This is a genomic window from Streptomyces solicamelliae, assembly GCF_045348655.1.
In the GTDB taxonomy this organism is placed as follows: domain Bacteria; phylum Actinomycetota; class Actinomycetes; order Streptomycetales; family Streptomycetaceae; genus Streptomyces; species Streptomyces solicamelliae.
This window is the reverse complement of sequence record NZ_CP160404.1, coordinates 4030001-4052046: the sequence shown is the minus strand read 5'-3', so window position 1 is coordinate 4052046 and position 22046 is coordinate 4030001. Positions and strand designations below refer to the sequence as shown.

General features: G+C 69.8%; 19 protein-coding genes and 2 rRNA genes (1 of these 21 cut by a window edge). 4 read left to right on the top strand and 17 right to left on the bottom strand.

Annotated features, from left to right (window positions below; genetic code table 11):
- Positions 1-28: 28 nt before the first annotated feature.
- A complete protein-coding gene (gene argS, locus ABZO31_RS18855) occupies positions 29-1804 on the top strand; it encodes an arginine--tRNA ligase (protein WP_406862400.1) in 1776 nt (591 codons plus the stop codon).
- Positions 1805-1891: 87 nt separating this feature from the next.
- On the opposite strand, the gene ABZO31_RS18850 is transcribed toward argS, so the two are convergent.
- From ABZO31_RS18850 to ABZO31_RS18820, 7 genes are all read right to left on the bottom strand, one after another.
- Complete coding sequence (locus ABZO31_RS18850) at positions 1892-2164, bottom strand: DUF1876 domain-containing protein (RefSeq protein WP_406862399.1); 273 nt, start codon at positions 2162-2164, stop codon at positions 1892-1894.
- 48 nt (positions 2165-2212) lie between these two features.
- Entirely contained in the window at positions 2213-3211 is a 999-nt protein-coding gene (gene hemB, locus ABZO31_RS18845) for a porphobilinogen synthase (RefSeq protein WP_406862398.1), read from the bottom strand.
- A 126-nt stretch (positions 3212-3337) separates the two neighbouring features.
- Positions 3338-5008 (bottom strand): uroporphyrinogen-III synthase, encoded by a 1671-nt coding sequence (locus ABZO31_RS18840; RefSeq protein ID WP_406862397.1) that lies wholly within the window; start codon positions 5006-5008, stop codon positions 3338-3340.
- Positions 5005-5991: a hydroxymethylbilane synthase gene (gene hemC, locus ABZO31_RS18835; protein ID WP_406862396.1), complete on the bottom strand. Its 987-nt coding sequence runs from the start codon at positions 5989-5991 to the stop codon at positions 5005-5007. The genes ABZO31_RS18840 and hemC overlap by 4 nt, the downstream gene beginning before the upstream one ends.
- The gene (locus ABZO31_RS18830; RefSeq protein WP_406862395.1) at positions 5988-7343 is read right to left on the bottom strand and encodes a glutamyl-tRNA reductase; all 1356 of its coding nucleotides are present in this window, start codon (positions 7341-7343) and stop codon (positions 5988-5990) included. The genes hemC and ABZO31_RS18830 overlap by 4 nt, the downstream gene beginning before the upstream one ends.
- Positions 7340-8164 (bottom strand): redox-sensing transcriptional repressor Rex, encoded by an 825-nt coding sequence (locus ABZO31_RS18825; RefSeq protein ID WP_406862394.1) that lies wholly within the window; start codon positions 8162-8164, stop codon positions 7340-7342. Before ABZO31_RS18825 ends, ABZO31_RS18830 begins: the two co-directional genes overlap by 4 nt.
- 271 nt (positions 8165-8435) lie before the next feature.
- Complete coding sequence (locus ABZO31_RS18820) at positions 8436-8711, bottom strand: glutaredoxin family protein (protein WP_406862393.1); 276 nt, start codon at positions 8709-8711, stop codon at positions 8436-8438.
- A gap of 62 nt (positions 8712-8773) precedes the next feature.
- On the opposite strand from ABZO31_RS18820, the gene ABZO31_RS18815 reads away from it, so the two are divergent.
- The 3 genes from ABZO31_RS18815 (at position 8774) to ABZO31_RS18805 (ending at position 12472) form a co-directional block, all read left to right on the top strand.
- On the top strand, positions 8774-9736 hold the full coding sequence (locus ABZO31_RS18815) for an HAD family hydrolase (RefSeq protein WP_406862392.1): 963 nt from the start codon (positions 8774-8776) through the stop codon (positions 9734-9736).
- 405 nt (positions 9737-10141) lie between these two features.
- Entirely contained in the window at positions 10142-10996 is an 855-nt protein-coding gene (locus ABZO31_RS18810) for an ECF subfamily RNA polymerase sigma factor, BldN family (RefSeq protein ID WP_406862391.1), read from the top strand.
- A gap of 276 nt (positions 10997-11272) precedes the next feature.
- Positions 11273-12472, top strand: coding sequence for a DUF5667 domain-containing protein (locus tag ABZO31_RS18805; RefSeq protein WP_406862390.1), 1200 nt, complete (start codon positions 11273-11275; stop codon positions 12470-12472).
- A 68-nt stretch (positions 12473-12540) separates the two neighbouring features.
- Here the strand turns inward: ABZO31_RS18805 and ABZO31_RS18800 are convergent, their stop codons facing one another.
- The 10 genes from ABZO31_RS18800 to ABZO31_RS18755 form a co-directional block, all read right to left on the bottom strand.
- Positions 12541-13548, bottom strand: coding sequence for a lysophospholipid acyltransferase family protein (locus tag ABZO31_RS18800; protein WP_406862389.1), 1008 nt, complete (start codon positions 13546-13548; stop codon positions 12541-12543).
- 3 nt (positions 13549-13551) lie between these two features.
- Entirely contained in the window at positions 13552-14610 is a 1059-nt protein-coding gene (locus ABZO31_RS18795; RefSeq protein ID WP_406862388.1) for an NAD-dependent epimerase/dehydratase family protein, read from the bottom strand.
- Positions 14611-14787: 177 nt separating this feature from the next.
- Positions 14788-14886: a 30S ribosomal protein bS22 gene (locus ABZO31_RS18790; protein WP_003948845.1), complete on the bottom strand. Its 99-nt coding sequence runs from the start codon at positions 14884-14886 to the stop codon at positions 14788-14790.
- A 184-nt stretch (positions 14887-15070) separates the two neighbouring features.
- Complete coding sequence (locus tag ABZO31_RS18785; protein WP_393646267.1) at positions 15071-15280, bottom strand: helix-turn-helix domain-containing protein; 210 nt, start codon at positions 15278-15280, stop codon at positions 15071-15073.
- 128 nt (positions 15281-15408) lie between these two features.
- On the bottom strand, positions 15409-16224 hold the full coding sequence (locus tag ABZO31_RS18780) for a phosphatase (protein ID WP_406865400.1): 816 nt from the start codon (positions 16222-16224) through the stop codon (positions 15409-15411).
- 136 nt (positions 16225-16360) lie between these two features.
- Positions 16361-17536 carry an acetoin utilization protein AcuC gene (locus tag ABZO31_RS18775; protein WP_406862387.1) on the bottom strand — a complete coding sequence of 392 codons (1176 nt, stop codon included), beginning with the start codon at positions 17534-17536 and terminating at the stop codon, positions 16361-16363.
- Positions 17505-18719 (bottom strand): MFS transporter, encoded by a 1215-nt coding sequence (locus tag ABZO31_RS18770; RefSeq protein WP_406862386.1) that lies wholly within the window; start codon positions 18717-18719, stop codon positions 17505-17507. Before ABZO31_RS18770 ends, ABZO31_RS18775 begins: the two co-directional genes overlap by 32 nt.
- A gap of 43 nt (positions 18720-18762) precedes the next feature.
- Positions 18763-19410, bottom strand: coding sequence for an HAD family hydrolase (locus ABZO31_RS18765; RefSeq protein WP_406862385.1), 648 nt, complete (start codon positions 19408-19410; stop codon positions 18763-18765).
- 214 nt (positions 19411-19624) lie between these two features.
- A 5S ribosomal RNA gene (gene rrf, locus ABZO31_RS18760) occupies positions 19625-19741 on the bottom strand.
- Between the two features lie 82 nt (positions 19742-19823).
- Positions 19824-22046: ribosomal RNA gene (locus ABZO31_RS18755) — 23S ribosomal RNA — on the bottom strand; it runs 894 nt beyond the window's last position.

The window sequence follows — 22046 nt, the reverse complement described above, 5'->3', positions numbered from 1 at the left end:
CAGAGTCCCCTCACAGGAACGGAAGCTCATGGCCTCGGTCCCTTCCCTCGCTTCGACCGTGCAGCAGCGCCTCGCGGAAGGTCTCTCGGCAGCCCTGCCGGAGGCCGGTTCCGCTGACCCGCTGCTGCGACGAAGCGACCGGGCGGACTTCCAGGCCAACGGCATCCTGGCGCTGGCCAAGCAGCTCAAGGGCAACCCGCGTGAGCTGGCCGCGAAGGTCGTCGACGCGATCCCGGCGAACGACGTGCTGAAGGAGATCGAGGTCTCCGGCCCCGGCTTCCTCAACATCACGATCACCGACGAGGCGATCGTGCGGACGCTCGCGGCGCGTGCCGCGGACGACCGGCTCGGCGTGCCGCTGAACGAGGCCGCGGGCACGACGGTGATCGACTACGCCCAGCCGAACGTGGCGAAGGAGATGCACGTCGGCCACCTGCGGTCCGCGGTGATCGGCGCGGCGATGGTAGAGATCCTGGAGTTCACCGGCGAGACGGTGGTCCGGCGTCACCACATCGGCGACTGGGGCACCCAGTTCGGCATGCTCATCCAGTACCTGATCGAGCACCCGCACGAGCTGGACCACAAGGCCGGGGGCGCGGACGCGGAGACGTCCGGCGCGGAGGCCATGTCGAACCTGAACCGGCTGTACAAGGCGTCGCGGGCGCTGTTCGACTCCGACGAGGAGTTCAAGACCCGGGCGCGGGCGCGGGTCGTCGACCTGCAGGCGGGCGACGAGCAGACGCTGGCGCTGTGGCAGCGGTTCGTGGACGAGTCGAAGATCTACTTCTACTCGGTCTTCGAGAAGCTCGGCATGGACGTCCGGGACCCCGACATCGTCGGCGAGTCGGGCTACAACGACATGCTGCAGGAGACCTGCCGGATCCTCGAGGAGTCGGGCGTCGCGGTCCGCTCCGAGGGCGCGCTGTGCGTGTTCTTCGACGACATCAAGGGCCCGGACGGCAACCCCGTCCCGCTGATCGTGCAGAAGTCCGACGGCGGCTTCGGCTACGCGGCGACGGACCTGTCGGCGATCCGGGACCGGGTGCAGAACCTGAAGGCGTCCGCGCTGCTGTACGTGGTGGACGTGCGGCAGTCGCTGCACTTCAAGATGGTCTTCGAGACGGCCCGCCGGGCGGGCTGGCTGAACGACGAGGTGAAGGCGCACCAGCTGGCCTTCGGCACGGTCCTCGGCAAGGACGGCAAGCCGTTCAAGACCCGTGAGGGCGAGACGGTCCGGCTGCAGGACCTGCTGGACGAGGCGATCGACCGGGCGACGGCGGTCGTCGAGGAGAAGAAGGAGAAGGCCGGCCTCAGCGACGAGGAGGTCGTGGAGAACGGCCGGTACGTCGGCATCGGCGCGGTGAAGTACGCCGACCTGTCGACGTCGGCGGTCCGCGACTACAAGTTCGACCTGGACCAGATGGTCTCGCTCAACGGCGACACCTCGGTGTACCTGCAGTACGCGTACGCACGGATCCGGTCGATCCTGCGGAAGGCCGGCGACGCGAAGCCGGTCGCCCACCCGGAGCTGGAGCTGGCCCCGGCCGAGCGGGCCATGGGTCTGCACCTGGACCAGTTCGGCGCGACGCTGGCGGAGGTGGCGGAGGAGTACGCGCCGCACAAGCTGACGGCGTACCTGTACCAGCTGTCCACGCACCTGACCACGTTCTACGACCAGTGCCCGGTGCTGAAGGCGGACACGGACGAGCAGCGGGAGAACCGCCTCTTCCTGATCGACCTCACCGCCCGGACGCTGCACCAGGGCATGGCGCTGCTGGGCATCCGGACGCCCGAGCGCCTCTGACGCGTACGGCGAAGGCCCCGGCTCGGATCGTGCGATCCGAGCCGGGGCCTTCGCCCGTTCTCCCTTGCCCTGGCTTGTTCCGGCGGCTCAGCCGCGGATCGGGTGAGACGTCCGGCCGGACATCTGGTCGATCTCGGCGTGGGCCTTCTGGAGCATCTGCGACGCGAGGTCCATCATCGCCCGGGCCCCGGCGATCTCCTCGCCCACGCGCAACTGCTCAGGGTCGGAGGGGTGACGGTTCGCGGTGCCGTGGGCGCGCATCTCGGTACCGTCCCCGAGCCGCACCATGGCCGCGCATCGCGTCCGGTCGCCTTCCTCCACGAATTCCATCTCGACATGCCATCCGACGAGTGTCTGCATGAGGACCACCTCCAGCGCTACCCCTCCAGAGTGCGCCGCTGAGGCGTTTTAGGCATTCCGAATCATGTGGGCGGCCTCGGTGGCCCAGTAGGTGAGGATCATCTGCGCGCCGGCCCGGCGGATGCCGGTGAGGGTCTCCAGGATCGCCTTGTCGCGCTCGATCCAGCCCTTCTCGGCGGCGGCCTCGACCATCGCGTACTCGCCGCTGATCTGGTACGCGGCGACGGGGACGTCCACGGCGTCGGCGACCTTGGCGAGGATGTCGAGGTACGGGCCCGCGGGCTTGACCATGACCATGTCCGCGCCCTCCTCGAGGTCGAGGGCGAGCTCGCGCATCGACTCGCGGACGTTGGCCGGGTCCTGCTGGTAGGTCTTGCGGTCGCCCTTGAGGGAGGAGCCGACGGCCTCGCGGAAGGGGCCGTAGAAGGCGGAGGAGTACTTCGCGGTGTACGCGAGGATCGACACGTCCTCCTTGCCGATGGTGTCGAGGGCGTCGCGGATCACGCCGACCTGACCGTCCATCATGCCGCTGGGACCGACGACGTGGACGCCGGCGTCGGCCTGGACCTGGGCCATCTCGGCGTAGCGTTCCAGCGTGGCGTCGTTGTCGACGCGGCCCTCGGCGTCGAGGACGCCGCAGTGGCCGTGGTCGGTGTACTCGTCCAGGCACAGGTCGGACATGATCACGAGGTCGTCGCCGACCTCGGAGCGGACGTCCCGGATGGCCAGCTGCAGGATCCCGTCGGGGTCCGTGCCGGCGGTCCCGGCGCCGTCCTTCTTCTCGTCCAGGGGCACGCCGAAGAGCATGATCCCGGAGACTCCGGCCTCGACCGCCTGCACGGCGGCCTTGCGGAGCGTGTCGCGGGTGTGCTGCACGACGCCCGGCATCGCGGAGATCGGCACCGGCTCGGAGACGCCCTCCCGCACGAACGCGGGCAGGATCAGATCGGCGGGATGCAGCCGCGTCTCGGCCACCATCCGGCGCAGCGCGGGCGTCGTCCGCAGCCGCCGCGGGCGCGCCCCGGGAAAGGATCCGTACGAGTTCATAGCCCGAGGCTACGCCTGCGGGGGCAGTGCCTTTGCCGACGAGTTGTGGGCATACGTTCCGCAGAGCGGGACCATTGCCCACACGGGGTGGGGCGGGGGCCCAGTACGGGCCCCCGCCCCCCACCGCTACGTCGTCCGACGCCTGCGCGCGCCCGGGCGGCGCTCCGACGGGCGCGTCACCGGGTCGCCCGCCTCCAGGGCCGTCTCGCGGCGCCGCGTGCCGAAGTCGGCCAGCGCCTCCGCGAGCTTGTGGACGGACGGCTCGGGCGACAGGACGTCGACCCTGAGGCCGTGCTCCTCCGCCGTCTTCGCCGTCGCCGGGCCGATGCACGCGATGACCGTGACGTTGTGCGGCTTGCCGGCGATGCCGACGAGGTTCCGGACCGTGGACGACGAGGTGAAGAGGACAGCGTCGAAGCCGCCGCCCTTGATCGCCTCACGCGTCTCCGCCGGCGGCGGCGACGCGCGCACGGTGCGGTACGCCGTGACGTCGTCGACCTCCCAGCCCAGCTCGATGAGCCCCGCGACCAGCGTCTCCGTCGCGATGTCGGCCCGCGGCAGGAAGACGCGGTCGATCGGGTCGAAGACCGGGTCGTACGGCGGCCAGTCCTCCAGGAGACCGGCCGCGGACTGCTCGCCGCTCGGCACCAGGTCCGGCTTCACACCGAAGTCGACCAGCGCGGCGGCGGTCTGCTCGCCCACCGCCGCGACCTTGATCCCGGCGAAGGCGCGGGCGTCGAGCCCGTACTCCTCGAACTTCTCCCGCACCGCCTTGACCGCGTTGACGGAGGTGAAGGCGATCCACTCGTAGCGGCCCGTCACCAGGCCCTTCACCGCCCGCTCCATCTGCTGCGGGGTGCGCGGCGGCTCGACGGCGATGGTCGGCACCTCGTGCGGCACCGCGCCGTACGAACGCAGCTGGTCGGAGAGCGAGGCGGCCTGCTCCTTCGTGCGCGGCACGAGGACCTTCCAGCCGAACAGCGGCTTGGACTCGAACCAGGCCAGCTGGTCCCGCTGGGCCGGCGCGCATCGCTCGCCGACCACGGCTATGACGGGCTGGTGCCCGTCCGGGGACGGCAGCACCTTCCCCTGCTTGAAGACCTGCGCGATCGTGCCCAGCGTCGCCGTCCACGTCCGCTGCCGCGTCGTGGTGCCGGCGACGGTCACGGTGAGCGGGGTGTCCGGCTTACGGCCTGCCGCCACCAGCTCGCCCGCGGCCGCCGCGACGGCGTCGAGGGACGTGGAGACCACGACGGTCCCGTCGGAGGAGCCCACCTCGGTCCAGCACCGGTCGTCCGCGGTGCGCGCGTCGACGAAGCGCACGTCCGTGCCCTGCGCGTCGCGCAGCGGGACACCCGCGTACGCCGGCACGCCGACCGCGGTCGCGATGCCGGGGACGACCTCGAAGGGGATGCCCGCCGAGGCGCAGGCGAGCATCTCCGCCGCGGCGTCGCCGTCGAGGCCGGGGTCGCCGGTCACCGCGCGGACGACCCGCTTGCCGCCCCTCGCGGCCTCCATGACAAGATTGGCCGCATCCCTCAACACGGGGACGTCGGCGGTTGTTGACGCCTTGTCAACAACCGTCAGCTCAGGCGTGCTCACGCCCGCGCGCGCATGGCCGCGGACGACCTCGAGCACGTCCGGCTCGGCGATCAGGACGTCCGCTCCCGCGAGGGCCTCGACGGCTCTCAGGGTCAGGAGTCCCGGATCACCGGGGCCGGCTCCGAGGAAGGTGACGTGTCCCTGTCCGAACGGGAGGGACGACGCGTGGCTGGCATTGGGGCTGGTGGGGCTCAAAGTGCTCGCTCCCCCATCAGACCGGCCGCACCCTTGGCGAGCATCTCGTGCGCGAGTTCACGCCCGAGGGCCGTCGCCGCGTCGATCGACGTGGGTACAGGACCGGTGGTGGACAGCTGCACCAGCGTGGAACCGTCGGTGGTGCCGACGACGCCCCGCAGGCGCATTTCGGTGAACATCTGCCCGCGGCCGGAATCTTCGGCCAGCAGGTCGGCCAGCGCACCCACGGGTGCGGAGCAGCCGGCCTCCAGGGCGGCGAGCAGGGATCGCTCGGCGGTGACGGCGGCCCGGGTGTGCGGGTCGTCGAGCGCGCCGAGCGTGGCGACGAGCTCCGTGGCGGACGCCACGCACTCGATCGCCAGTGCCCCCTGGCCGGGGGCGGGCAGGACGGTGTCGAACGACAGGAAGTCGAGCGACAGGGAGCCGGTGAGCTCCTCGGTCCCGCCGATGCGGTTGAGGCCGGCCGCGGCGAGTACCACCGCGTCCAGCTCGCCCTTGTGCACGTATCCGACGCGGGTGTCGATGTTCCCGCGGATCGGCACGGTCTCGATGCGCAGCCCGTGGGACCGCGCGAAGGCGTTCAGCTGCGCCATCCGGCGCGGCGAGCCGGTGCCCACGCGGGCGCCGTCGGGCAGCGTCTCCAGCGTGAGGCCGTCACGCGCGATCAGCACGTCGCGCGGGTCCTCGCGCTTCGGGATCGCGGCCAGCGCCAGGTCGGGGTGCTGGGTGGTCGGCAGGTCCTTGAGCGAGTGGACCGCGAAGTCGACCTCGCCCGCGAGCAGCGCGTCGCGCAGAGCGGCGACGAACACGCCGGTGCCGCCGATCTGCGCCAGGTGCTCACGGGACACGTCTCCGTACGTCGTGATCTCCACGAGCTCGACGGGCCGGCCGGTCAGCTGCCGGACCGCGTCGGCCACGTGCCCGGACTGAGCCATGGCGAGCTTGCTGCGCCTGGTCCCGAGCCTCAGTGCCCTCTCGGTCATACTCGCCCTCGGTTCTTGACGTCGGCGTCATTCAGGTCGGCCCGGGAGACGGAGGCGACCGTCTCCGGGTCGAGGTCGAAGAGGGTCCGCAGCGCGTCCGCGTACCCGGCGCCGCCCGGTTCGGCGGCGAGCTGCTTGACCCGCACGGTCGGCGCGTGCAGGAGCTTGTCCACCACACGGCGGACGGTCTGGGTGATCTCGGCGCGGGTCTTGTCGTCGAGACCCGGCAGCCGGCCCTCGAGCCGGGCGACCTCGCCGGCGACCACGTCGGCGGCCATGGCGCGCAGGGCGACCACGGTCGGCGTGATGTGGGCGGCGCGCTGGGCGGCGCCGAAGGCGGCGACCTCGTCGGAGACGATGCCGCGCACCTGGTCGACGTCGCCGGCCATCGGCGCGTCCGCGGAGGCCTCGGCGAGCGACTCGATGTCGACGAGCCGGACGCCGTCCAGGCGGTGCACGGCCGCGTCGATGTCGCGGGGCATGGCGAGGTCGAGCAGTGCGAGCGGGGCCGTACGGCCCTTCAGGGCGCTCTCCACGGCCTCGCCGGTCAGGACGAGCCCGGTGGCGCCGGTGCAGGAGACGACGACGTCGGCACGTGTCAGTTCGTCGCCGACGGCAACCATCTCGACCGCGCGCGCGGCGACGCCCGTGCCTCCGGGCTCGGTGAGGATCTCCACCAGCCGCTCGGCACGGGCCATGGTGCGGTTGGCGACCACGATCTCCGTCACTCCGGCGCGCGCCAGCGTCGCCGCGGCCAGCGAGGACATCGAGCCGGCGCCTATCACCAGGGCGCGCTTGCCGGCGGCCCAGGCGCCCACCGGGACGCCGTCGGCCAGCTGCTCGAGCCCGAAGGTGACGAGCGACTGCCCGGCACGGTCGATCCCGGTCTCGCTGTGGGCCCGCTTGCCGACCCGCAGCGCCTGCTGGAACAGGTCGTTCAGGAGCCGGCCGGCGGTGTGCTGGTCCTGGCCGAGCGCGAGGGCGTCCTTGATCTGGCCGAGGATCTGGCCCTCGCCGACGACCATGGAGTCCAGGCCGCAGGCCACCGAGAAGAGGTGGTGGACGGCCCGGTCCTCGTAGTGCACATAGAGATACGGAGTGAGCTCCTCCAGGCCGACGCCGCTGTGCTGGGCGAGCAGCGTGGACAGCTCGGCGACACCCGCGTGGAACTTGTCCACGTCGGCGTAGAGCTCGATGCGGTTGCAGGTGGCCAGGACGGCGCCCTCGACGGCCGGTTCGGCGGCGAGGGTGTCGTGCAGCAGCTTGATCTGGGTGTCACCGGACAGCGCGGCCCGTTCGAGGACGCTGACCGGGGCGCTGCGGTGGCTCAGCCCGACGACGAGAAGGCTCATGCCGGCATCACGGCGGGGACGTCCCCGTCAGGTCCCTTGCGGCCGCCCTTGCCGCCGGCCGCGGAGCCGCCGCCGGACGGGGCGGAGTCGCCGGAGGCGGCGGGCTCGCCGGCCTGGTACGCGGCCGGGGGCGCGGTGCCGGAGTCGGCGCCCGCCTCCTCGCCGGCCTTGCGCTGCTCGTGGAAGGCGAGGATCTGCAGCTCGATCGAGAGGTCGACCTTGCGCACGTCCACGCCGTCCGGCACGGACAGCACGGTCGGGGCGAAGTTCAGGATGGAGGTGACGCCGGCGGCCACGAGCCGGTCGCAGACCTGCTGGGCCACGCCCGCCGGGGTCGCGATGACGCCGATGGAGACGCCGTCCTCCTCGATGATCTTCTCGAGGTCGTCGCTGTGCTGGACGGGGATCCCGGCCACCGGCTTGCCGGTCATGGCGGGGTCGGCGTCGATCAGCGCGGCGACGCGGAAGCCGCGGGAGGCGAAGCCGCCGTAGCCGGCGAGCGCGGCGCCGAGGTTACCGATACCGACGATCACAACGGGCCAGTCCTGGGTCAGACCGAGCTCGCGGGAGATCTGGTAGACGAGGTACTCGACGTCGTAGCCGACACCGCGGGTGCCGTACGAGCCGAGGTAGCTGAAGTCCTTGCGCAGCTTCGCGGAGTTGACCCCCGCCGCGGCCGCGAGCTCCTCGGACGAGACCGTGGGCACGGAGCGCTCCGACAGCGCGGTGAGCGCGCGCAGATACAGCGGAAGCCGGGCGACGGTGGCCTCGGGGATTCCTCGGCTGCGGGTCGCCGGTCGGTGAGTTCGGCCAGTTGCCACGGTGCTCCTGCGGGATGAGCGGGGCTGTAGGCGGCCATGCGTCCCAGGACCGCCCCGTCGACAGCAGGCTATGTCTTTGTGAACGCGTGCACAAAGATGGTGTCCGTTTTGTCTGGCCAAAGTGACCGGGGTCACGCGACAGGTTCGCGCCAGAACGGAACCGCGGATCACGTCAATACGTTGGGGACCCGAAGGGGGCAAAACCGCACACTCTCCTCACGGCCACGCCCCCGAAAGCCAACAAAACGTCCACGATGGTAACCCCTTTCGGTCAGCCACCCAGTTCACGCCGGAGCCGCCCGGCGTCCACCCGCCAGAACGTGTGCTGTTCACCGTCGACCAGTACGACCGGAATCTGCTCCCAGTAGGCGCGGTGCAGCTCCTCGTCCTGGGTGATGTCCTTCTCCTCCCAGAGTGCTCCTGTTTCCGCGCAGACGGCCTCGATCACGGCCCGCGCGTCGTCGCACAGGTGACACCCCGGCTTGCCGATCAGCGTGACCGTGCGCGGGCCGGTCTTCTTCTTGGTACGTCCGAACATGGCGTCCATTGTTCACATGCCGGGAACACGACGGGTCGGGAGCGACCGAACACACTGGCTATGCTCACCACATGGCCTCATTGGGATGGCTCACCCCTCGTAAGCGCTCCGCCACCGCACGCAGCGTCCTGGCCGGCGAGGCCGCCGCCGAGGCCGCGCGCAAGAACTCTCAGGAACTGCAGGCGCTGGAGCCGCTGGAGCCGCTGGAGCCGGAAGCGGCGGAGAAGCCCGAGGAGCCCGAGTTCCCCGTCGTCGGGGACGAGCAGGCGGCCGCGTTCTTCGACCTCGACAACACCGTCATGCAGGGCGCCGCGATCTTCCACTTCGGCCGCGGCCTGTACAAGCGGAAGTTCTTCAACAGCCAGGACCTGGCCCGCTTCGCCTGGGCGCAGGCCTGGTTCCGGCTCGCCGGGGTCGAGGACCCGGAGCACATGCAGGAGGCCCGCGACAGCGCCCTGTCCATCGTCAAGGGCCACCGCGTCTCCGAGCTGATGTCGATCGGCGAGGAGATCTACGACGAGTACATGGCCGACCGCATCTGGCCCGGCACCCGCGCGCTGGCCCAGGCGCACCTCGACGCGGGCCAGAAGGTCTGGCTGGTCACCGCCGCCCCCGTCGAGACGGCCACGATCATCGCCCGCCGGCTCGGCCTGACCGGCGCGCTCGGCACCGTCGCGGAGTCCGTCGACGGCGTCTACACCGGCAAGCTGGTCGGCGAGCTGCTGCACGGCCCCGCGAAGGCCGAGGCGGTGCGCGCGCTGGCCGCGGCCGAGGGCCTGGAGCTCGAGCGCTGCGCGGCGTACAGCGACTCGCACAACGACATCCCGATGCTCTCGCTGGTCGGGCATCCGTACGCGGTCAACCCGGACACCAAGCTGCGCCGGCACGCCCGGGACCGCGAGTGGCGGCTGCGGGACTACCGGACGGGCCGCAAGGCGGCCAAGGTCGGCATCCCGGCGGCCGTGGGCGTCGGGGCACTGGTCGGCGGCGCGGCCGCCGCGGCGGCCCTGCACCGGCGGGCCATCCGGGACTGAGCGGATGCGAACGGGCGTGCCCGTCCGCGACCGCAAGTGACAACCTGGGACAACCCCCGGTCACCCGTCCGTGGTCGAACACCGCCGCGCCCGGCCCGATCCGGCCAATCTGCGTTTCCTGCCCGGCACAGGGGTCTGCCAGCCGCATTGTCTCCGACCGGGCACAACGGCTCACGGGGAACGACAGAACACGAAGCAAAACGATCAACTAGCGCACATGAAGTGCTACTTGATCCGCCCATGAGCGGTAACAGTTGCGACCCATTCGGTGATTTCAGCAACTGGGTGTAGCGCCGCCTGTACGAAGCGTTATTCTCCTCAGACGCATACCGGAACCCACACGTCGCCACGACGGGTGAACGGTCCCGCACTGCACGTGATGGAAGCTCTGCCTCTGGGAGTCCCGTGTACCCACACGTCGGGGTTGACGCCTCGGGCCTGGCTACGCTGCGCGCAACGGTCCTCGACCACTTGCGCGGCTTCGTCCCCACCGCGTACGCCGGCCTCGCACCCGCCTTCGGCGGACCCGTCCTCGCCGGACCGGCCCCCGCCGGTCCCTGCTACGCCCTGGCCGAAAGCGTTGAGGGGGTGTCGGCGCGGAGCGCCGTCCGTGAGGGGTGGGGGTCGGGAGACGGGCGGGCGGTCGGCAGACGCGGCAACCGGGGCGGCGCCGGCACGTCGACCGCCGCCCGCAGGCCCACCGCCGACAGCGACAGCGCGCGCATGATGGACCTCGTCGAGCGCGCCCAGGCCGGTGAGGCCGAGGCCTTCGGCCGGCTCTACGACCAGTACTCCGACACCGTGTACCGCTACATCTACTACCGCGTCGGCGGGAAGGCCACGGCCGAGGACCTCACCAGCGAGACCTTCCTGCGCGCCCTGCGCCGTATCTCCACCTTCACCTGGCAGGGCCGCGACTTCGGCGCCTGGCTGGTCACCATCGCGCGCAACCTGGTCGCGGACCACTTCAAGTCGAGCAGGTTCCGGCTCGAAGTGACCACCGGCGAAATGCTCGACGCCAACGAGGTGGAGCGCAGCCCGGAGGACTCGGTCCTGGAGTCCCTCTCCAACGCCGCGCTCCTCGACGCCGTCCGCCGGCTCAATCCCCAGCAGCAGGAGTGCGTCACCCTGCGCTTCCTCCAGGGCCTCTCGGTCGCCGAGACCGCCCGGGTCATGGGCAAGAACGAGGGTGCGATCAAGACCCTCCAGTACCGCGCCGTGCGCACGCTCGCGCGGCTGCTCCCGGACGACGCCCGCTGACCCGTCCCGCCCCGCCTCCCCCACGCCGAGTTCCCCACCCGCCCCCCGCACGCCCCTGCCACTTCAACTCACCGTCGGTGACGCCCCGATGACGCACTGGTCCGATCATCTTTCGCGCGTAACCCAAGTGCCGCGCCGCTCGTTGTGCGGGATGCAGGCTCCCTGTGGTCACGCCTTGTCCGTTCCGGCTCACTCTTTCGTGTGGATCGGCTCAAGGTGTGCAACCTTCCGGACCCCCAAGGGAGTCGACCGTCATGACGAGAGGAGGTGCCGCCAGTGATCGCGAACGTTTCGGCGCACCGGCGGGCGAACGCCTTCGCCCAGGCCCTGGAGGATCGGACGCTCCAGGGCACGGCGGCCGAGCAGCCCGAGGAGTCGGCCGAACCGGCCGAACAGGGAACGCTGCTGGCCCTGGCGCACGGTCTGGGCGAGCTGCCGAAGCCCGCAATGGATCCCGAGACCAAGGTGGTGCAACGAGCCCAGCTCGTCGCCGCCATGGAAGCGATGTTCGCGGAGGGAACCGCGGCCGCGGGCCCTACCGTGCCGGAGCAACGGGCCCCCAGCGGCCGGGGAGCCCACCGCGCCTCCCCGCTCCGGAAATTGCGCCCCCGCTCCCGCTGGTCCAAGGGCCTGGCGGCGGGCGGTCTCACGGTCGGTGTGGCCGCGGGTGCGTTCAGCGGAGTGGCCGCTGCGAGTTCCGACGCCCTCCCCGGTGACTCGCTCTACGGCCTCAAGCGCGGCATGGAGGACCTCAAGCTCGGGATGGCGGACGACGACGCGGACCGCGGCGGCATCTATCTCGACCAGGCCTCCACGCGGCTCAGCGAGGCCCGCCGGCTGATGGAGCGCACCCGCGCCGGAGACCTCGACCACGAGGCCCTCGGCGAGATCCGCCGGGCGCTGGGCGGTATGCAGCACGACGCCACCGAGGGCCACCGGCTGCTGCGCGCCGCCTACGACCGGGACGGCGAGATCGCCCCGATGGCCCGCCTCGACGCGTTCGCCCAGTCCCACCGGTCCACCTGGCAGGGGCTGCGCAACCGGCTCCCCGCCCAGCTGACCGACGTCGGCAACCGGGTCAACGACGTCTTCGACGCCATAGACAAGGACGTGAAGCCGCTCCGGTCGGTGCTCCCCCGCACCATGGACAAGGGCCCCGGCGGCACCACCCTCCCCGGCGACGGAGCGGACCGGCCCAGTACGAGCGCCGACCCGCGCACCCCGTCCAGGCCCGCCGCCCCCGGCGCGTCCGGCGACCCCGCCCGGCCGCACCCCTCGGGCAGCGGCGCCGGCACGACGGACCCGGAGGACGACGGCCTGCTCGGCGGCGGCGGCCTGCTCGACCCGCCGCAGTCGGGCACCAGCCCGGCCCCGTCCGGCGGCACGACCACGGCCCCCGGGCCCGACGTCACCCTCCCGCCCCTCCTGCCGGGCCTCCTCCCGGGCCTCGGCATCGACAGCGAACAGGCGGACTAGCGGTACGTGAAAGGGGCGCCCCTCATGGCGAGGGGCGCCCCTTTCACGTACGCCCAACCGTCACCCCGTCAGAAGAACACCGACCGCCGCTGCACCAACAGCTTGTACAGCGTGTGCTGGATCTGTTCCCGGACCTGGTCGGTCAGGTTGAACATCAGCATCGGGTCCTCCGCCGCCTCCGGCGGGTAGCCGTCCGTCTCGATCGGTTCGCCGAACTGGATCGTCCACTTCGTCGGCAGCGGCACCGCGCCCAGCGGGCCCAGCCACGGGAAGGTCGGCGTGAGCGGGAAGTACGGGAGGCCCAGGATCCGGGCCAGCGTCTTCGCGTTGCCGATCATCGGGTAGATCTCCTCCGCCCCGACGATCGAGCACGGCACGATCGGCACCCCGGCCCGCAGCGCCGTCGACACGAACCCGCCCCGCCCGAACCGCTGCAGCTTGTACCGCTCCCCGAACGGCTTCCCGATGCCCTTGAACCCCTCCGGCATCACGCCCACGATCTCGCCCCGGCTCAGCAGCCGCTCCGCGTCCTCCGCGCACGCCAGCGTGTGCCCCGCCTTGCGGGCGAGCTCGTTGACCACCGGCAGCATGAACACCAGATCCGCCGCCAGCAGCCGCAGATGACGGCCCGCCGGATGGCTGTCGTGCACCGCCGCCTGCATCATCAGCCCGTCCAGCGGCAGCGTCCCCGAATGGTTCGCCACCACCAGCGCCCCGCCCTTCGAGGGGATGTTCTCGACGCCCTTCACCTCGACCCGGAAGTACTTCTCGTACAGCGGCCGCAGCAGCGACATCAGGACCTGGTCGGTGAGCTCCTCGTCGTACCCGAAGTCGTCGACCTCGTACTCGCCCGTCACCCGGCGGCGCAGGAACGCCAGCCCGCCCGCCAGCCGCCGCTCCCAGGAGCTCCGGGGCGACGCGGCGGCCTCCGCGGCCTCCTCCTCCGCCCCGGGCGCCCCGGACGCCTCCTGCGGCTCCTGGGCGACCTCCAGCGGCGGCCGCGCCTGCGGCGGCAGCCTCCGCCGCCGGGCGCGCGAACGGTCGTCGTCGAACGGAATGACCTTGGCGTCCGCCATCGTTTACGCGCGCTCCCTCGAACTCGTCCCCGTGCTCGTCGTCAACCGGGCCGCGACCCGGTCCACCGCTCCCGCCAGTGCCTCCGGCGGCAGCAGCCCAGGCCCGCGGCTGCGCGCGAAGTCCGCGAACGTCTCCGCCGTGGTGAACCGCGGAGTGAACCCGAGCGTCTCGCGCAGCTGCACCGTCGAGACCACCCGGCCGTGCGTCAGCAGCCGGATCTGCTCCGGCGAGAAGTCCGTCACCCCCACCGTCCGCAGCGCCTGGCCCACCCACGTCACCGCCGGCAGCAGCACCGGCACCGTCGGCCGGCCGAGCCGCCGCGCACACTGCGACAGCAGCAGCACGCCGTCCCCCGCCACGTTGAACGTGCCGCTGTTGAGCGTCGCCCGGCGCGGCTCGCGCGAGGCGATCCGCAGCACGTCGATCACATCGTCCTCGTGCACGAACTGCAGCCGCGGGTCGTAGCCGAACACGGTCGGAAGCACGGGCAGTGACAGGTACTCGGCAAGGGGGGAATCGGCGGAAGGCCCGAGGATGTTCGCGAACCGCAGCACGCACACCGCCACGTCCGGGCGGCGCCGGGCGAAGCCCCGTACGTACCCCTCGACCTCGACCGCGTCCTTCGCGAAACCGCCGCTCGGCAGCGACTTCGGCGGCGTCGTCTCGGTGAACACGGCGGGGTCGCGGGGCGCGGAGCCATACACGCCGGTACTGGACTTCACCACCAGCCGCTTGATCCGCGGCGACTTCTGGCAGGCGCCGAGCAACTGCATCGTGCCGATGACGTTGGTCTCCTTGACGACCGTCCGGCCGCCCGCGCCCAGCGGCGTCCCGGTGACGTCCATGTGCACGACGGTGTCGACGTCGTACTCGGCGAGCACCTTCGCGATCGCCGGCTGGCGGATGTCCGCCCGGACGAAGTCCGCACCGCCCAGACCGTGCTCCGGCGCCACGGCGTCGACCGCGATCACCCGCTCCACGTCGGGGTCGCGCTGGATGCGGCGGACGAACCGCCCGCCCAGCTGCCGGGCCACACCGGTGACGAGCACGACCTTGCCCAAGATCAGCGCCTTCCCTTCGCGTCCACCCCTGGTCCCCTGAGCGTCACCGTAGCGGTTGGCTGTTGCGCTGTGATGTCCGCAGGGTGCAACCGGGCCGAAAACGGCGTGGCCCCTCCACCGGATCGGTGAAGGGGCCACGCCAGACGCGCATGAAGCCCGTCGCGCAACAGCTGTCGCTTACTTCTTGTTGCGACGCTGCACGCGGGTGCGCTTGAGCAGCTTGCGGTGCTTCTTCTTAGCCATCCGCTTGCGCCGCTTCTTGATAACAGAGCCCACGACTACCCTCGCTCACTACTCGGAACATCCCCGCGCCAGCGGGGATCGGTGCGGGGCGTCTGGGCCCACACGACCTACGAGGGGCTAGCCTACCCGCCCGAGCGCCGACCTAGTAATCCGAGGGCGACGAGAACCCCCGGGGACCCGCCGGAAACCTCCCGGGGATCTTCCGGGGAACTCCCGACTACGCGGTCTCGACCCCCACGAAGGACTCCCGGAGGTACTCGTGCACCGCCTGCTCCGGCACCCGGAACGACCTGCCCACCCGGATGGCCGGCAGATGACCGCTGTGCACCAAGCGGTACACGGTCATCTTCGACACACGCATCACCGCGGCGACTTCCGCCACGGTCAGAAACTTGACCTCGTTGAGAGGCCTCTCGCCTGCAGCCATGACCCACCTGTACCTTCCGCACACGACGCCCACCGGCTTCCCCTCCGGTGACTTTGCGTCGCTGTGCGCTCACTCCCCAGATTAGGGGCGGGTGATGCAAGTGGGGAAGAGGAGTTGCCATCGGCCGCCTACTGTGACAGACATGCTCGATTGAGTACATAGCGCGTCAGCGGACGGTAGTAGGCGGACCGAACGGCGTCATCCAGCGGCACCGCGACGGACACCCGCCCCTCCGCCTCCCCGACGAACAGCGCCGGATCGTCCGTGTCCGCCAGGCCGATCGCCTCAATGCCCAGCTGACCAGCCCCGCAGACCCAGCCGTGATCCCCGACCACGAGCTCCGGCAACGGCAGCCCGGCGTCCGCCACCCCCTCCAGGGCGGCCCTGACCGGCAGCGGCGAATGCGTGTGCGCCCCCGTTTCGCGCCCGGCGGCGGACGCCCCGGGTTCGCGCACGAACGCGACGCCCCGTACGTAGTCGAGGTTGTACGTGCGTAGACCGAACCGGGTCGTTATGTCGACACATCGCCCCTGCGACGGTGTGAGAACAAGACAGCCGGCCGCCGACATCGCGTCCGCGATCCCGGCGTAGAAGCCCAGAAGACGGTGCGGATGCCCCGTCCCGAACAGCACCGGAACCCGCCGCACCGCCGCCGACCGCAACCGCGCCGCGAACGCCTCGAGGCCGCCCAGCGTCCGCTCCGGATCGATGACGTCGGGCCCCGTACGATGCAGCGGATCGTCCGACACCCCGCACTTGGCCACCATCAGCCGCAGCAGTGCCGCCTCGTCCCAGCCCCGCTCGGGGTGCAGCCCCAGTGTCACCCGCGGATCGCGCGCCGCGAAGAGCCGGTAGCTGCGCAGACTCTCCTCCCGCGAGGTCGACACCCGGCCGGCCAGCCCCGCCGCCAACAGATGCGCACGCAACGCCCCGGTACTCAGCATCACTCGATGCTGCCGCAGACCCCGCCACCGGGCGTCAAAACCCGCCACGGACACCACAGTTGGCGTAACGACGCGGCACAGCGGCCGAATACCGCCGTCGCCGCGTGCTGCCTCGGGCCGTGTGTACGGCCGTGGCTCAGGCCAGCAGCCCCCGCAGCGGGAACACCGACCGCCGCGTCGCGAGCACCGCCTGGTCCAGCCGGTCCGCCGGGTCGTACCCCTCCGACCAGTCCCGCCACCGCACCGGCCACCGGCCGTCCGTCATCCGCCCCGGCCCCAGCGTCCGCGTCCGCGCGTACACCAGGTCCTTCCACTCCTCCGGGATCACCGACTCCGGCTCCACCGGGGCATGCGCCGCGATCCCCACCAGATGCGTCCACGACCGCGGCACCACGTCCACCACCGCGTACCCGCCACCGCCCAGCGCCACCCAGCGCCCGTCCGCGTACGCGTGCGCCAGCTCGTGACACGCCTCCTGCACCGCGCGCTGCGCGTCCAGCGACACCGCCAGATGCGCCAGCGGATCCTCGAAGTGCGTGTCCGCGCCGTGCTGCGTCACCAGAACCTGCGGCCGGAACTCGGCCAGCAGCTCCGGCACCACGGCGTGGAACGCCCGCAGCCAGCCCTCGTCCCCGGTCCCCGGCGGCAGCGCCACGTTCACCGCCCCGCCCTCGGCGGCGCCCGGCGCACCCGTCTCCTCCGGCCAGCCGGTCTGCGGGAAGAGATGCCGCGGATGCTCGTGCAGCGAGATCGTCAGGACCCGCGGGTCCTCCCAGAACGCCGCCTGCACCCCGTCCCCGTGATGCACGTCCACGTCCACGTACGCGACGCGCTCCGCGCCCAGTTCGAGCAGCCGGGCGATCGCCAGCGACGCGTCGTTGTAGATGCAGAAGCCGGACGCCGACCCCGGCATCGCGTGGTGCAGCCCGCCCGCGAAGTTCACCGCGTGCGCGGCCTCACCGCGCCACACCGCCTCCGCGGCGCCCACCGACTGCCCGGCGATCAGCGCCGACGCCTCGTGCATCCCCGCGAACGCCGGATCGTCGGCCGTGCCCAGGCCGTACGCCTGGTCCGCCGCCTTCGGGTCCGCGGACGCCGCCCGCACCGCCGCCACGTAGTCCTCGCGGTGCACCAGCCGCAGCGTCGAGTCCCCGGCCGGCTTCGCCGCCACCACGTCGACCCGGCGATCGAGCCCGTACGCCCGCACCAGCCCCATGGTCAGCGCGAGGCGGACGGGATCCATCGGGTGATCGGGTCCGAAGTCGTACCCCGTGACAGCTTCATCCCACATCAACAGTGCGCGGCCGCTCATGCCCGCCACCGTATCGGGCCGGTCGGACGCCGAACGACGTGGCGTACACCACCGTCACCAGGACCAACACCATCGGCACAAGCATCGCCCCGCGATAGCTCCACGCATCGCCCAGCGCACCCACCAGCGGGGAACCGATCAGGAAGCCCACATAGTTGAACACGTTGAGCCGCGCGACGGCGGCGTCGCTGGCGCCGGGACCGTGACTCTCGAAAGCGCGCCGCCCGGCCGCGGCAAAGGTCTGCGGCACGATCACGCTCAGCCCCAGGCCGAGGACGGTGAACCCGGCCATCCCCACCCAGGCCCCCTGCGCCCCCGCCACGACGGCGAACCCGACCGCCGCGAGCACGGCGCCGGCCCGCACCACGGCCGGGGCACCGAACCGCCGCACCCCCAGGTCGCCGACCGCCCGGCCGAGCAGGGTGGTCACCATGTACGCGTTGTACGGCACCGTCGCCAGCTCCTCCGAGCTGTGCAGCACGTCCTGCAGATACTTCGCCGACCAGTTGGAGACCGTCGAGTCCCCGATGTACGCGAACGTCATCACCAGGCACAGCGGCAGCAGCAGCTTGAACGCCGGCCCGCCGCCGCCGACGGCGGCCTCCGTGTCGCTCGGGCCGGACTCCCCGTCCACGTACCACCGGCTCCCAGCGAACGCCACAGGCAACAGCAGCGCCACGACCGGCAGATACGACACGAACAGCGGCAGGTCCCAGTGCGCCCCGGCCCACGCCAGCGAGGCGCCCGCGATGCCGCCGAGACTGTACGCGGCGTGGAAGCCGAGCATGATGCTCCGCCCGTACGCCCGCTGGAGACTCACGCCCAGCATGTTCATCGAGGCGTCCAGCGCACCGACCGCGAGCCCGAACACCCCGAGCGCCACGCCCACATGCCACAGCTGCGACCCGGCGCCCACACCCAGCAGCGCCAGCAGCACGAGGGGCTGCGCCCACCGCAGTACGACGGACGGGGCGACGCGGGTGACGACCTTCTCCGTCGCCACGCTGCCGACGCCGGCGAGGATCGGCACGGCGGCCAGGAAGGCGGGCAGCAGGGCGTCGGAGATCCCGTACCGGTCCTGGATCGCCGGAATCCGGGTCACCAGCAGGGCGAAGGTCACGCCCTGCACGAAGAAACTGACCGCGAGGGACCCGCGCCCACGCCGCAACCGCGCATCTGTCATGGCGGCACAGCGTAGGGCCGGACCTTACCGATGGGTAGATGGATCACAGACCCAATGTGGGCAGCAGTTCGTCCATGCGCGCGTAGTACCCCGTGGCCCCAACCAGCCGCTCGCGCGGCGTCATGGCGGTGTACCCGTACACGTCCATCCCGGCCGCCAGGGCCGCCTCGACACCGAGCCGGCTGTCCTCGACGACGACGCACCGCTCGGGCGCGACGCCCATCCGCGCGGCCGCGTGCAGGAAGAGATCGGGCGCCGGCTTCCCCCGCCCGACGTCCTGCGCGCTGAAGATGTTCTCGTCCCGGAACCACGCGTCGAGCCCGGTCTTCCGATGCCCGACCCGGATCCGCTCATGACTCCCGGAGGACGCGACACAGTACGGAACCTCCTCCGCCACAAGTCGCTTGAGCACATCGAACACCCCGGCGACCGGCTCCAGTTGGCGCTCGAAGGCGGCGAAGGTGCGCGCGTGGAGCGTCTCGTCGAAGTCCTCCGGCAACCGCTGCCCGGTCCGCTCCAGAATCAGATCGTGCACCCGGTGCACGGCGGCCCCCATGTAGTCGCGGAGCGAGTCCTCGTACGAGGTGGGGTGCCCGAGCTCGGTCAGATAGCCAGCCAGGATGGTGTTCGCCAGCGGCTCGCTGTCGACGAGCACACCGTCATTGTCGAAGACGATCAGTTCATAGCCCATGCCCCTCAGCCTAGGGAGCGCCACAGGCAACCGCGTCGGGCGGCGATCAGGTCAGAGGTACGTCACATGGCGGATATAGACACACTCGTTGCGAGGGACAGCGAGATGGACGAACATGCCGGCACCATGATGTCGGCCGGCCAAGCCAGCCCATCCAATCAACGCAAAAATGCCTCAACCCCCGGACCAGGTCCAGGGGTTGAGGCTAAAAATTGTTCGGCGGCGTCCTACTCTCCCACAGGGTCCCCCCTGCAGTACCATCGGCGCTGAAAGGCTTAGCTTCCGGGTTCGGAATGTAACCGGGCGTTTCCCTAACGCTATGACCACCGAAACACTATGAAGTTGAACCGCCGCACCACCCGTAGGGGGGCGTGTTCGTTACTTCAGAACTAACACAGTGGACGCGAGCAACTGAGGACAAGCCCTCGGCCTATTAGTACCGGTCAGCTCCACCCATTACTGGGCTTCCACATCCGGCCTATCAACCCAGTCGTCTACTGGGAGCCTTACCCTCTCAAGGAGGTGGGAATACTCATCTCGAAGCAGGCTTCCCGCTTAGATGCTTTCAGCGGTTATCCCTCCCGAACGTAGCCAACCAGCCATGCCCTTGGCAGAACAACTGGCACACCAGAGGTTCGTCCGTCCCGGTCCTCTCGTACTAGGGACAGCCCTTCTCAATATTCCTGCGCGCACAGAGGATAGGGACCGAACTGTCTCACGACGTTCTAAACCCAGCTCGCGTACCGCTTTAATGGGCGAACAGCCCAACCCTTGGGACCGACTCCAGCCCCAGGATGCGACGAGCCGACATCGAGGTGCCAAACCATCCCGTCGATATGGACTCTTGGGGAAGATCAGCCTGTTATCCCCGGGGTACCTTTTATCCGTTGAGCGACGGCGCTTCCACAAGCCACCGCCGGATCACTAGTCCCGACTTTCGTCCCTGCTCGACCCGTCGGTCTCACAGTCAAGCTCCCTTGTGCACTTACACTCAACACCTGATTGCCAACCAGGCTGAGGGAACCTTTGGGCGCCTCCGTTACCCTTTGGGAGGCAACCGCCCCAGTTAAACTACCCATCAGACACTGTCCCTGATCCGGATCACGGACCGAGGTTAGACATCCAGCACGACCAGAGTGGTATTTCAACGGCGACTCCACAACCACTGGCGTGGCCGCTTCAAAGTCTCCCACCTATCCTACACAAGCCGAACCGAACACCAATATCAAACTGTAGTAAAGGTCCCGGGGTCTTTCCGTCCTTCTGCGCGAAACGAGCATCTTTACTCGTAGTGCAATTTCACCGGGCCTATGGTTGAGACAGTCGAGAAGTCGTTACGCCATTCGTGCAGGTCGGAACTTACCCGACAAGGAATTTCGCTACCTTAGGATGGTTATAGTTACCACCGCCGTTTACTGGCGCTTAAGTTCTCAGCTTCGCCCTGTCGAAACAGAGCTAACCGGTCCCCTTAACGTTCCAGCACCGGGCAGGCGTCAGTCCGTATACATCGCCTTACGGCTTCGCACGGACCTGTGTTTTTAGTAAACAGTCGCTTCTCGCTGGTCTCTGCGGCCACCCCCAGCTCAGAGTGCAAGACTCATCACCGGTGATGGCCCCCTTCTCCCGAAGTTACGGGGGCATTTTGCCGAGTTCCTTAACCATAGTTCACCCGAACGCCTCGGTATTCTCTACCTGACCACCTGAGTCGGTTTAGGGTACGGGCCGCCATGAAACTCGCTAGAGGCTTTTCTCGACAGCATAGGATCATCCACTTCACCACAATCGGCTCGGCATCAGGTCTCAGGCTATGTGCTGTCCGGATTTGCCTAGACAGCGCCCTACACCCTTACCCCGGGACAACCACCGCCCGGGCTGGACTACCTTCCTGCGTCACCCCATCGCTTACCTACTACCACCTTGGGTCGGCGGCTCCACCACTCCCCTTTGCCCGAAGGCTCCGGGGCGGCTTCACGGCCTTAGCATTAATGGGCTCGATATTGGGCGTTTCAAAGCGGGTACCGGAATATCAACCGGTTGTCCATCGACTACGCCTGTCGGCCTCGCCTTAGGTCCCGACTTACCCTGGGCAGATCAGCTTGACCCAGGAACCCTTAGTCAATCGGCGCACACGTTTCTCACGTGTGTATCGCTACTCATGCCTGCATTCTCACTCGTGAACCGTCCACAACTCGCTTCCGCGGCTGCTTCACCCGGCACACGACGCTCCCCTACCCATCACAGTCCCCGTTGGGGGTATGTACTGCAATGACACGACTTCGGCGGTACGCTTGAGCCCCGCTACATTGTCGGCGCGGAATCACTTGACCAGTGAGCTATTACGCACTCTTTCAAGGGTGGCTGCTTCTAAGCCAACCTCCTGGTTGTCTCTGCGACTCCACATCCTTTCCCACTTAGCGTACGCTTAGGGGCCTTAGTCGATGCTCTGGGCTGTTTCCCTCTCGACCATGGAGCTTATCCCCCACAGTCTCACTGCCGTGCTCTCACTTACCGGCATTCGGAGTTTGGCTAAGGTCAGTAACCCGGTAGGGCCCATCGCCTATCCAGTGCTCTACCTCCGGCAAGAAACACACGACGCTGCACCTAAATGCATTTCGGGGAGAACCAGCTATCACGGA